Raw genomic sequence first — 11,634 nt, 5'->3', positions numbered from 1 at the left:
CAATGAATAACGTCAAACGCAGTGCACTGTTCGGTTTCTGCTCGCTGGGCTCCGCTTGCCTGGGCGCCCTGCTCCCGGTCACCCAGGCGTTGGCCGAGCCGACGCTTTACCTGGGCATGAACGGTGGAACCATGGAGCGGCTTTATGCCGACAAGGTCTTGCCTGCTTTCGAAAAAGCCAACAACGTCAAAGTGGTCATCGTACCGGGCACCTCAGCCGATATCCTGGCGAAGGTGCAGGCCAGTAAAGGCAACCCGCAGATGCACGTGATGTTCCTGGATGACGGCATCATGTATCGCGCCATCGCCATGGGGCTGTGCGACAAACTCGAGGACAGCCCGACCCTGGCGCAGATCCCGGCCAAGGGGCGCATCAAGGATCAGGCCGTGGCCGTCAGCCTCGGGGTGACGGGGCTGGCCTACAACACGCGGCTGTTCAAGGAAAAAGGCTGGAATACGCCCACCTCATGGATGGACCTGGCCGATCCACGTTTCAAGGATAAAGTGGTGTTCCAGTCGATGGCCTCCTCCACATTCGGCCTGCACGGTTTCCTGATGTTCAACCGGATCCAGGGCGGCAGCGAAACCGATGTCGAGCCGGGCTTCAAGGCCTGGCCAAACACGGTGGGGCGCAACGTGCTGGAGTACATCCCCAGCTCGGCGAAGATATCCGAAATGCTGCAGACCGACGAAGCCGCCCTGTTTCCGCTGACGCCGACCCAGGTGACCGCGTTGAAACTCAAGGGCATGCCGGTCGAATACGCCCAGCCGAAGGAAGGCGCCGTGGTGCTCAACGTCGCCGAATGCGCCATCGCCCAGAACACCCAGCCGGAACTGGCGCAAAAGCTTGCCGCGTTCCTGCTGACACCTGAAGCCCAGGCCATTGCCCTGGAAGAAGGCGACCAGATCCCCTCCAACCCCAATACCCCGACCACCGACAAGACCCGCGGCCAGGTGGAGGCGATGAAGCAATACCTGGAAACGGCGATTGCCGTGGATTGGGACCAGGTCAACGAACAACGCCCGGCCTGGAACGCGCGGTGGAACCGCAGTATCGAACGCTAGGGCGATCGATTGTGGCCAAGGGAGCAACACTGTTGCTCCCACAGATAAATCCCCTCGCCACAGGGTTTTGTGTTGGGCTGATTATTGGTTAACTGTCTGGCTTCGGACCTTGCGCCCGCCCCTTGATCAACAGCGAACCCCGCCATGCACACCCTCGCCCAACTGCGCGCCGGCCAGCTCTCAGGCATCACCCGACTGGACCTGGCCTGCGGCTTGACAGAGTTTCCCCGGGAAATCTTCGACCTGGCCGACTCCCTCGAAATACTCAACCTCAGCGGCAATCAGTTGGACACGCTGCCCGACGACCTGCATCGGCTGCCCCACCTGCGCGTGCTGTTCTGTTCGGATAACCGCTTCACAGAACTGCCCGAATGCCTGGGCCGTTGCAGCGCGTTGACCATGGTCGGTTTCAAGGCCAACCGTATCGAGCGCGTCACTGGCGCCGCCCTGCCACCGCTGCTGCGCTGGCTGATCCTGACCGACAACCTCGTCAGCCAATTACCCGATGAACTGGGCCAACGCCCACACCTGCAAAAACTGATGCTGGCCGGCAACCGTCTGCAGCAATTGCCTGCAAGCCTGGGCCAGTGTCATCACCTCGAACTGCTGCGCATCGCCGCCAACCAATTGACCGAACTGCCGCAATGGTTGCTGCAACTGCCAAGCCTCAGTTGGTTGGCCTACGCCGGCAATCCGCTGGAAGCCCAAGCCGAAGCGGCCGCCCTGGCTGCCACGACGCCCATCGACTGGGCGCAGTTGCGCTTGCAACAACAATTGGGCGAAGGCGCATCGGGAGTGATTCACCAGGCGCTCTGGCAGCCGCCCGGCCAAATTGCCCGAAACGTTGCAGTGAAGCTGTACAAAGGCCAGATGACCAGCGACGGCTCGCCCCTGCATGAGATGCATGCCTGCATCACTGCCGGTCGACACCCGAACCTGATTGACGTGCTGGGCCAGGTTGACGGGCATCCCGAGCAACAGGCCGGACTGGTGATGGCGCTGATCGCGCCCAACTACCGTAATCTCGCCGGGCTGCCGAGCCTGGCTTCGTGCAGCCGCGACGTGTATGCCGATGAACTGCGCCTGAGCACCCCGGCGGCCTTGCGCATCGCCCACGGCATCGCCTCGGTGGCCGCGCACTTGCACCGCCGGGGCATCACCCATGGGGATCTGTACGGGCACAACATCCTGTACAACGACCAAGGCGATTGCCTGCTGGGAGACTTTGGCGCGGCGTCTTTCCACACCACCACGGACAACGGGCAAACCCGCGCACTGCAACGCATCGAGGTGCGAGCCTTCGGGATTCTGCTGGGGGAATTGCTGGCGCGGATCGAGCCGGGGCTCAGTGCTGTGGACCTGGCAGCGCTGCAGGATCTGCAGGCGCGCTGCTGTCAGCCGGATGTGCTGGCGCGGCCAGAGTTCGATGAGATTGAAAGGTTGCTGAGCGAGTTCAAACACATCGACTAAACCAGCCCCCCAAACTAACAGGCACGCCGCCTATTGTGGTGAGGGGATTTATCTGTGGGAGCAAGGCTTGCCCGCGATGCGGACACCTCGATTTCTCAGAGATCGCGTCGTCTTCATCGCGGGCAAGCCTTGCTCCCACAGAGTTAACCGCACCCAGGGATAAATTCCCTCGCCACAGGGGGTGTAGTGCTTAACCGGCCAACCCGACAAACATGTCCTGCACGTCGTCATGGTTATCGAGGCCTTCGAGGAAAGCTTCGACTTCAGCCATCTGCTCATCGGTCAGGCCGCTGACCGGGTTTTTCGGCTGGTAGCCCAGTTTGGCCGACAACACGGTGAAGCCCTGCTCCGGCAACGCCTTCTGTACGGCATCGAGGTCGGCAGGGTCGGTGAGAAACAAGGTCGCGCCTTCTTCGCCCGGCTCGAAATCCTGGGCACCGGCCTCGATGGCGGCCATTTCCGGATCGGCGTCCGGGCTGTCCGGTGCGGCTTCAATCATGCCGACATGGTTGAAGTCCCACGCCACCGAACCCGAGGCGCCCAGTTGGCCCTTGCGGAACGCGACGCGAATTTCGGCAACGGTACGGTTGATGTTATCGGTCACGCATTCAACGATCAGCGGCACCTGGTGCGGCGCGAACCCTTCATAGGTCACGCGGTGGTACTGCACGGTCTCACCGAGCTGACCAGAACCTTTCTTGATCGCACGCTCCAGGGTCTCGCGGGGCATCGAGGCCTTCTTCGCTTGTTCGACCACCAGGCGCAAGTGCGCGTTGGTAGCGGTATCAGCGCCGTTGCGCGCGGCAATGGTGATTTCCTTCACCAGTTTGCCGAAGATCTTGCCCTTGGCGTTGGCAGCCGCTTCTTTGTGTTTAACCTTCCACTGTGCGCCCATTACTCACTCTCTTGTCTGACGCGCCGAGACATCTGCCGGCCGGCGCTGTGGCGCAAGTTTATACGGCCTAAACCGGCTGATCGACCAAAAATTCACCCTGCTGGATCGACATTTTCACAGCGTGTTGTAGGGCTTTTCTGAAACAGCGACTCACACGCACCGTTCTCCGTCACGGTTTCGTACCCTCTGCGCCTCTCTCCCAGCCAGTAGGAGCTGCGATGCGCAACGACACGGAAAGTCCCTTCAGCCTGACACTCACGCAAAGCGACTTGCAATTGCAAGTATTGCGGTTCAATGGCCGCGAAGCCCTCAACCAGCCGTACCGCTTCGACCTCGAACTGATCGGCCTGGCCCCGCCGATAAACCCCGACCTGCTATTGGGGCATCCGGCCTTCCTGCGCCTGGACGGCGAATCGGGGGTCCATGGGATTGTCCACAGCGTCAGCCTGAACGCCCAGGCGCCGCAGCTCATTGTCTATCGCCTGACACTGGTTCCCTACCTCCAGCAACTGGAACAAGGCCCGCGGCGCCGGGTTTTCCATCAGCTCAGCGTGGTGCAGGTGCTGCAACGCCTGTTGGAAGAACACCCGCTACCCACCGACAGTTACCGTTTCGAACTGCCCCATGGGCAGTATCCGTGTCGCCCGTTTTGCATCCAGTACGACGAAAGCGACCTGACCTTCCTGCAACGACTGTGCGAGGAGGAAGGCATCCACTACCACTTCGAACACGCCCCCCATGGCCATGTCCTGGTGTTTGCCGAAGACCCGAAGAGCTTCCCCGCGCGCGCCATCGAGCTGCCCCTGCGCCCGAGTGACAACCTGCTACCGGCCATCAAGCGCCTGTATTTGCGTCACCACTCGCGAATGCCTGGCCTACCCGTCGGCTTCAGCGACCGGGCCATGCCTGAAGCCGGGGCCACGGCGGCGAATCACCTCCTTGAACAGATCGATCACGAAGCCATGCGCGGCGACCCGGCCTTGGCTCACCGTTACCAGGCCGGACGCCGCCACCTTGAACGACTGCGCTGTCGGCAGCGGGAAATCCATGGCCACAGTACCCAACCTGCCCTGCACGGCGGCGACATCGTACAGGTCTGCGAACACCCGGTTGCCACCTTCAACGATCAATGGCTGATCACCGAGGTCCAGCATCGCGGGCGGCAGTTTTCGATCCTGGAGCCGGACTTGCCCGCCACACCGTCGGCCCGTGACTACCGCAACCGGTTCACCGCCATTCCATGGTCCACCGTATTCAGGCCGGCCCTCAAGCATCCCAAGCCCTGTATCCCCGGGTACCACCTGGCACACGTACTCGGCCGCACCGGCCAGCCAGCCAGGCCCGATGAACGCGGCCAGGTGAGTGTCAGCCTATGGGCGCCGGACCAGGAAGGCATCACGCTGCCCGTGTCGCGACTGACACTGGGTGACAGCCCCAGCCTGATGGCCGGCAGCGAAGTGCTGGTGAGTTTTCTCGATGGCGACCCCGACCGCCCGGTGCTGTGCCCGGGGGCTATCGATACCGGTGCCGGACAAACCGCCGCGCCACCGAAACCGCCCCGTGGCAATCATGATGCCGGGCTGCTGTTGGACTGGCTGCTGAACCCGCCGGACTTCACCCCCTGACTCATCTCTGTGGCTTCATCCCGGCAAAACTGATCTGGCTCATGCAAACCCAGCGAAACGGGCTTACAGTAAACAGACAACGCCGCTCTAGACGGCGCTCTACCCTGATTGTTGGAGATACCCGCAATGCCCTGGAAAAACTCAGAAAGCCGCTACAGTACCGTCACGGTGACCTTGCATTGGTTGATGCTGGTTCTGCTGGCGGTGGTCTATGCCTGCATCGAGTTCCGGGGGATTTTCCCCAAGGGCAGCGGCGGCCGGACCCTGATCAAGGAAGCGCATTTCATGCTCGGCCTGACCGTGTTCGTACTGGTCTGGCTGCGTCTGTTCGCCCGCAGCATGGGTAAGGCCCCGGCGATTTTCCCGGCCTCGCCTGCGTGGCAAACCTTCCTCGCGCGCCTGATGCACTGGGCGCTGTACCTGTTCATGATCGCCATGCCGCTGCTGGGCTGGCTGATCACCAGCGCCGAAGGGCATCAGGTGATGTTCTACGGTTTCGATTTGCCCTTGCTCGTCGATCAGGACAAGGATTTCGCCAAGCAACTGGAAAGCTGGCATGTGCTGGGCGGCACCATCGGCTATTGGTTGATTGGCCTGCATGCCTTGGCGGGGCTGTATCACCACTATGTGGTACGCGACAACACGCTGTTGCGGATGATGCCCAAACGCGGCTGATCGCTGTTATTCGAACCCTCGGCGGCCTTGCAAGCCGCCGGTGTGGACGAAGATCAAGCGGGTGCCTGGGGCAAACCCTCCGGCCTCGACCCGCGCTTTAAGCAACAGCAAGGCTTTGCCGGTGTACAACGGCTCCAGCTCGATGGCCGCCGTGGTTTCGATGAAATCGGTGAGTTCACCATCGACCCGGGCGAAACCGCCACGGCTGCCGTCGAACAGTTCATAAAGCGCACTGCAAAGGCCCGCTTCCCCCAGGATGCTTTCGACTTGCTGCGCCACGCCATGGTCCTGGGGCACCGCCAGTACGCCATAGACCGGGCGCTGCCCGGCTTCGGCCAGCACCAGCCCGGCCAGTGACGTTCCGGTGCCGCAGGCCAGCCACCAGCCGTGATAATCCGCCCATCCCAACGTCGCCAATTGTTCACGGACGCTGGCCGCCCAAGCCATGCAACCTTGTGCACCAGGTAATCCTGAGCCGCCTTCGGGCACCGGATGCAAATGTGGATAGCGGATCTGCCACGACTCCCAGAAATCCACTGCGTGCCGCTCTCGGTATCCGCCATAACCCAGCCAGTGCAGGTCCATGCCAAAGGCTTTCAGGTCGCGTACCGTCGGCGTGTCCTGGGGGTGCCCACGCAAGAGCCCCGCCGTGGGAAAGCCGAAACGCTTGCCCGCCGCAGCCAGTGCATGCAAATGATTGGAATAGGCCCCACCCAGGCTCATGATCCCCTTGGCACCGACCTCATGGGCGGTGCGCAAATGATTGACCAGCTTGAACCACTTGTTGCCGCTGATCAGCGGGTCAATCCGGTCCAGGCGCAACACTGCCACTTCAACACTGGCACGGGCGAGCCAGTCCAGATGAAGGGGTTCAAGTCGGGGTTGGGGATGCCAGTCGAGGGCGGGAAGCAGCATGGTGGCAGGTCGGACAGGAAGACGCCGGTATCTTAACAGCTGGTCGCAGACTCCCTGACGTCGAAAAACCTGTGAGAGCGAGCCTGCTCGCGATAGCGGTGGATCAGCCAGCGCTTCTGAAACTGACTAACCGCCATCGCGAGCAGGCTCGCTCCCACAGGGGATCCGGGTGATACGGGGCGTGAACCTTACAACTGCGCCGCCAACCGCGAACCCTGGTTGATCGCCCGCTTGGCGTCCAGCTCCGCCGCCACGTCGGCACCGCCGATGAGGTGAACGGTCTGCCCCGCGGCTTCCAGTCCTTCCTGCAATTCACGCAGCGGATCCTGGCCGGCGCAGATCACGATGTTGTCCACGGCCAGCACTTGTGGCTCGCCGGTTTCGCCGATGCGAATGTGCAGGCCGTCGTCGTCGATCTTCAGGTACTCGACGCTGTTGAGCATCTGCACCTGCTTGTTCTTCAGGCCCGTGCGGTGAATCCAGCCAGTGGTCTTGCCCAGGCCGTCACCGACCTTGGAAGTCTTGCGTTGCAGCAGGAACACCTGGCGCGCCGGTGCGTGTGGCTGGGCCTTGATCCCGGCCACGCCGCCGCGGGCCTCGAGCCGGGTGTCGATCCCCCACTCCTTCCAGAACGCCTCACGGTCCTGGCTGGTGGCAACGCCCTGATGCACCAGGAATTCCGACACGTCGAAGCCAATACCGCCGGCACCGATCACCGCGACGCGGCTGCCCACTGGCTTGCGCTCCAGGATCACGTCCAGATAACTCAACACCTTGGCATGCTCTACCCCGGGAATCGCCGGCACGCGCGGCGCGATGCCCGTGGCGAGGATGATCTCGTCGTAACCGCCGGCCACCAACTGCGCCACATCCACCCGGGTGTCGAGGCACAACTCGACATGGCTGGTCTGCAATTTGCGCTTGAAATAGCGCAGGGTTTCAAAGAACTCCTCCTTGCCTGGCACGCGCTTGGCGATGTTGAACTGACCACCGATTTCGCTGGCCGAATCGAACAGTGTCACCTGATGCCCACGCTCGGCCGCCACCGTGGCGGCGGACAACCCGGCCGGGCCGGCACCGACCACGGCGATTTTCTTCACCTGGGTCGCCGGCAAGTAGTTGAGTTCGGTTTCGTGGCAAGCCCGTGGGTTGACCAGGCAACTGGTGAGCTTGCCGCCAAAGGTGTGGTCCAGGCACGCCTGGTTGCAGCCGATGCAGGTGTTGATTTCATCGCTGCGCCCTGCGGCCGCCTTATTGACGAACTCCGGGTCGGCCAGGAAAGGCCGCGCCATGGAGACCATGTCGGCATCGCCTTCGGCCAGGATCTGCTCGGCCACTTCCGGAGTGTTGATGCGGTTGGTGGTGATCAGCGGAATGCTCACCGAACCGCGCAGCTTGGCCGTGACCTTGCTGAACGCCGCCCGTGGAACCTTGGTGGCGATAGTGGGAATTCGCGCTTCGTGCCAACCGATACCGGTGTTGATAATCGTCGCGCCGGCCTGCTCGATGGCCTTGGCCAACTGGACGATTTCGTCCCAGGTGCTGCCACCTTCCACCAGATCGAGCATCGACAGACGAAAGATGATGATGAAATTCGGGCCTACCGCCTCGCGTACCCGACGCACGATTTCCACCGGCAGGCGCATGCGGTTTTCATAGCTGCCGCCCCAGCGGTCGGTACGGTGGTTGGTGTGGGCCGCCAGGAACTGGTTAATGAAATAACCTTCCGAGCCCATGATCTCGACGCCGTCGTATTCGGCCTTCTGGGCCAGGACCGAGCAGGTGACGAAATCGCTGATCTGCTTCTCGATCCCCTCTTCGTCCAGCTCCTTGGGCTTGAATGGGTTGATCGGCGCCTGGATCGCGCTCGGTGCCACTTGCTTGGGGCTGTAGGCATAGCGCCCGGCATGGAGAATCTGCATGCAGATCTTGCCACCAGCCTCGTGTACGGCCCGTGTAACGATCTGGTGCTTGAGCGCCTCTTCTTCAGTGGTCAGCTTGGCCGCGCCGGAGTAAACACCGCCCTCGTCGTTCGGCCCGATCCCACCGGTGACCATCAGGCCCACACCGCCCCGGGCGCGCTCGGCGAAATACGCCGCCATGCGTTCGAAGCCGCCCGGCTTCTCTTCCAGGCCGGTGTGCATCGAGCCCATCAGGGTACGGTTGCGCAACGTAGTGAAACCCAGGTCCAGCGGGGCCAGCAGGTGCGGGTAATGAGAGGCGGTCATCGGTAACTCCACAACGGGCGATCACGGAAAAAAGCGCAGGCTCTGCGGCTTGCGTCTGTCATGGCCCACAGCGTAAGAGGCAGAGTTCGAGCGCTCAATGACCGTAACTGACAACTTAATGATCCAAATGTGCAGGACGCCGCTCAGTCGTGCGTGACTCTCACCCGGATGCGCCAGTCCTACCAACGCAGGTCCAGGTGCTCAAACCAATAATAACGTTAACAACACGGTTGTCCTTGCATGCATCCCCAACGAAAAATGCTGCACAACGAGTTGCACGCCCGCCCGTCGTTGTATTTCGACGAACCGGCCCATGTCTTTCACCTGGCGTTTCTGGGTGACACCGCCCAGTGCAACGCACTGCTCGAGCGACTGTGCCCTGATACCGTCGCCGCGCAGGCCGCACAGGGCATCACCCGCCTGGAAGGACATCCGCTAAAGTGGGAACGCCACGCCGAGTTCTTCACGCTGACCCTGGTCGTGCCGGCCAGCAGCAATGAGTTGCAATGGACGACGCTGCCCGAAAGCCTTGCCCGAGGTATCGAAGGTCACGCCCAGCACCTCATCAATGCCGTTCAGGTGGTGGTGCGCGCAGAAGCCGGTCTCGACCTGCCCAGCTACGGTTTCAAGGACCCTTGCGGCTCATGCGTGGGCGGTGGCGATGCGGTGGTCTGGAGCGATTTTCGCCTGACCGAGGACGGCACCAATCGCCTGCTGTTCATCAACCGACGGCTCAACGCTTATCGCCAGGGACGCATGATCCGACGCCTGCTGGAAATCGAGACCTACCGGATGATGGCGTCCTTGTCGCTCAGTACCGCCAAGGCACTGGACCCGCAACTGAACGAATTCGATCGCACCCTGGTGAGCCTGTCCGAACGCAACGCCAATGCCAGCGGCGTGCATGCCAAGGCGCTGCTGGAGGACATCGCCCTGCTGTCTCGCCAGGTGGTCAGCAGCATGGTCAGGAATCGCCACCGCTTCAGCGCGACCCGCGCCTACGCACAACTGGTGTTCGAGCGCCTGGGGGAATTGCGTGAAAGTCACCTGGGGGATTGTCAGCGGCTGGGGGTCTTCATCGAACGACGTTTCAAACCCACGGTGCGCTATTGCGCTGCCACCGAACAGCGCCTCGAACAACTGGCCCTGAGCGTCGCCAACCTGGGCGACTTGCTGCAAGCACGCGTACAGGTCGAAATGGAGGACCAGAACGCCGAGATCCTGCGCAGCCTCAATGCGCGTGCCGATGCACAGATCAAGATCCAGCGCGCGGTGGAAGGCCTGTCGATCATTGCCATCACCTACTACCTGATCAACCTGTTCAAGTTGGTCTATAGCGGGCTGCATACCTTGGGCGCAAACCTCTCGGCCCGCGAAGCCTTGCTGGGCATGACACCGCCAGTGCTGTTGATCATGCTGCTGATTCTGATCAGGATCAGGAAGGCGAAAAGTCATTAGCACGCCTTGCCAGCGCGGATGGCGTCCAACAGCTCCATGGACGCCGTTGCGCTTGCTTGCCGTGAGTACAAATCAGCGCCCGCCCTTCGCTAATCCCTTGTTTTACCGTACCCTGCCCCGTAGCTCCTGATGAAAATCACGAACCTGCACACGGCCGCTGACTGTTCCCCCCATGCGCAAATTTCTGTACCTGCTGTTCACACTGGCCTTGATTGCCGCCCTGATCACCTACGCGCTATGGACGACGGATCGTCCGACGGGTCATTACCTGTCAGACCTGCGGATCAACCTGGCGGTCGACCAGGGTACGCCCGCCGATCGCGGCAACCTGCTGGGCATCCAGCCCGAATTGTTCCCCACCGACTACCAAAGCCCCGAGCGCCTGCATCGCAAACTGGCGGCCTATCTGCAAACGGCTCGCGACCTGGGCTTTCTCAATGCCAAGACCGTGGTGGTCCTGCCCGAGCACATCGGCACCTGGTTGATGGTCGGCGGCGAAAAAGACGAGTTGTACCAGGCCACTACCCTGAAGGAAGCGATGAACTGGCTGGCGATCAGCAATCCGCTGGCGTTTATCCGGGCGCTGGTCAGCGCTCAAGGCGATAACCGACTGGACGATGCCTACCTGCGCATGAAAGCCGAACGCATGGCCCATGACTATCAAGCGCTGTTCGGTGGACTGGCCAAGGAGTTCGGTATCACCCTGGTGGCCGGTTCCATCGTGCTTCCCGAGCCCAGCGTCAGCGAGGGTGAACTGAAGATCGGCCGCGGCGCGTTGTACAACAGCAGCCTGGTATTCGGCAGCGATGGCCGGCCGATCGGCCAGCCACAGCGCCAGCGTCATCCCGTGTTCGAACAGCGAGATGTGCTTGGGGCCAACCATCCGACCGTCCCGCAAGTCATCGACACCCCCGCCGGGCGCCTGGGCGTGCTGATCGGCAGCGACAGTTGGTACCCGCTCCATTACCGGCAACTCAACGACCAAGGCGCGCAACTGATCGCGGTACCTGCCTTCATCATTGGTCGCGATACGTGGGACAAACCCTGGAGCGGTTACAAAGGCCTGTCCACGCCGAGCGAAGTGAGCCTCAAGCCAGGTGAAGTAAGCGAGGGGCAAGCCTGGCATCGCCTGACACTGACCGGCCAATTGCCCATCAGCCAGGCCCGGGGCGGCGTCAGCGTGTTCCTGCGTGGCCAGTTCTGGGACAGCGGCAGCGCCGGCCAGAGCTTCATCAGCCACGACGGCCAACACTTCCCCGATGGCGAAGCCCGTGGTGCCCGCCTGCTGAACCTGTGGTTGTGAA

Annotated in this window: 9 protein-coding genes; 6 read left to right on the top strand and 3 right to left on the bottom strand. The window is 62.0% G+C overall.

Annotated features, from left to right (window positions below):
* The first annotated feature begins 2 nt into the window (after positions 1-2).
* Both PBDP_RS09930 and PBDP_RS09925 read left to right on the top strand, forming a co-directional pair.
* Positions 3-1,064 (top strand): ABC transporter substrate-binding protein, encoded by a 1,062-nt coding sequence (locus PBDP_RS09930; RefSeq protein WP_116831905.1) that lies wholly within the window; start codon positions 3-5, stop codon positions 1,062-1,064.
* 144 nt (positions 1,065-1,208) lie between these two features.
* A complete protein-coding gene (locus PBDP_RS09925) occupies positions 1,209-2,534 on the top strand; it encodes a leucine-rich repeat-containing protein kinase family protein (RefSeq protein WP_212802164.1) in 1,326 nt (441 codons plus the stop codon).
* A 190-nt stretch (positions 2,535-2,724) separates the two neighbouring features.
* Here the strand turns inward: PBDP_RS09925 and PBDP_RS09920 are convergent, their stop codons facing one another.
* Positions 2,725-3,429 carry a YebC/PmpR family DNA-binding transcriptional regulator gene (locus PBDP_RS09920; RefSeq protein WP_003199952.1) on the bottom strand — a complete coding sequence of 235 codons (705 nt, stop codon included), beginning with the start codon at positions 3,427-3,429 and terminating at the stop codon, positions 2,725-2,727.
* A 218-nt stretch (positions 3,430-3,647) separates the two neighbouring features.
* Here PBDP_RS09920 and PBDP_RS09915 point away from each other — a divergent pair, with 218 nt between their 5' ends.
* Both PBDP_RS09915 and PBDP_RS09910 read left to right on the top strand, forming a co-directional pair.
* Complete coding sequence (locus PBDP_RS09915) at positions 3,648-5,054, top strand: type VI secretion system Vgr family protein (protein WP_116831903.1); 1,407 nt, start codon at positions 3,648-3,650, stop codon at positions 5,052-5,054.
* 126 nt (positions 5,055-5,180) lie between these two features.
* Positions 5,181-5,729 (top strand): cytochrome b, encoded by a 549-nt coding sequence (locus tag PBDP_RS09910; protein WP_109751649.1) that lies wholly within the window; start codon positions 5,181-5,183, stop codon positions 5,727-5,729.
* 6 nt (positions 5,730-5,735) lie between these two features.
* Here the strand turns inward: PBDP_RS09910 and PBDP_RS09905 are convergent, their stop codons facing one another.
* Complete coding sequence (locus PBDP_RS09905) at positions 5,736-6,644, bottom strand: 1-aminocyclopropane-1-carboxylate deaminase/D-cysteine desulfhydrase (protein ID WP_116831901.1); 909 nt, start codon at positions 6,642-6,644, stop codon at positions 5,736-5,738.
* 188 nt (positions 6,645-6,832) lie between these two features.
* Positions 6,833-8,872, bottom strand: coding sequence for an oxidoreductase (locus tag PBDP_RS09900; protein WP_109751647.1), 2,040 nt, complete (start codon positions 8,870-8,872; stop codon positions 6,833-6,835).
* A 240-nt stretch (positions 8,873-9,112) separates the two neighbouring features.
* Between PBDP_RS09900 and PBDP_RS09895 the strand changes: the two genes are divergently transcribed.
* A complete protein-coding gene (locus PBDP_RS09895) occupies positions 9,113-10,330 on the top strand; it encodes a DUF3422 domain-containing protein (protein ID WP_212802163.1) in 1,218 nt (405 codons plus the stop codon).
* 172 nt (positions 10,331-10,502) lie between these two features.
* The gene (locus PBDP_RS09890) at positions 10,503-11,633 is read left to right on the top strand and encodes a carbon-nitrogen hydrolase family protein (protein WP_109751645.1); all 1,131 of its coding nucleotides are present in this window, start codon (positions 10,503-10,505) and stop codon (positions 11,631-11,633) included.
* Position 11,634: the final 1 nt, after the last annotated feature.

The organism is Pseudomonas sp. St290, assembly GCF_018325805.1.
Taxonomy (GTDB): domain Bacteria; phylum Pseudomonadota; class Gammaproteobacteria; order Pseudomonadales; family Pseudomonadaceae; genus Aquipseudomonas; species Aquipseudomonas bijieensis.
This window is presented reverse-complemented; position numbering and strand designations above follow the sequence as displayed.

What these genes read in the sequence shown, in the direction of transcription:
- PBDP_RS09930 (WP_116831905.1), top strand. Translation starts at nt 3, where the DNA reads ATGAATAACGTCAAACGCAGTGCACTGTTCGGTTTCTGCTCGCTGGGC.
- PBDP_RS09925 (WP_212802164.1), top strand. Translation starts at nt 1,209, where the DNA reads ATGCACACCCTCGCCCAACTGCGCGCCGGCCAGCTCTCAGGCATCACC.
- PBDP_RS09920 (WP_003199952.1), bottom strand. Translation starts at nt 3,429, where the DNA reads ATGGGCGCACAGTGGAAGGTTAAACACAAAGAAGCGGCTGCCAACGCC.
- PBDP_RS09915 (WP_116831903.1), top strand. Translation starts at nt 3,648, where the DNA reads ATGCGCAACGACACGGAAAGTCCCTTCAGCCTGACACTCACGCAAAGC.
- PBDP_RS09910 (WP_109751649.1), top strand. Translation starts at nt 5,181, where the DNA reads ATGCCCTGGAAAAACTCAGAAAGCCGCTACAGTACCGTCACGGTGACC.
- PBDP_RS09905 (WP_116831901.1), bottom strand. Translation starts at nt 6,644, where the DNA reads ATGCTGCTTCCCGCCCTCGACTGGCATCCCCAACCCCGACTTGAACCC.
- PBDP_RS09900 (WP_109751647.1), bottom strand. Translation starts at nt 8,872, where the DNA reads ATGACCGCCTCTCATTACCCGCACCTGCTGGCCCCGCTGGACCTGGGT.
- PBDP_RS09895 (WP_212802163.1), top strand. Translation starts at nt 9,113, where the DNA reads ATGCATCCCCAACGAAAAATGCTGCACAACGAGTTGCACGCCCGCCCG.
- PBDP_RS09890 (WP_109751645.1), top strand. Translation starts at nt 10,503, where the DNA reads ATGCGCAAATTTCTGTACCTGCTGTTCACACTGGCCTTGATTGCCGCC.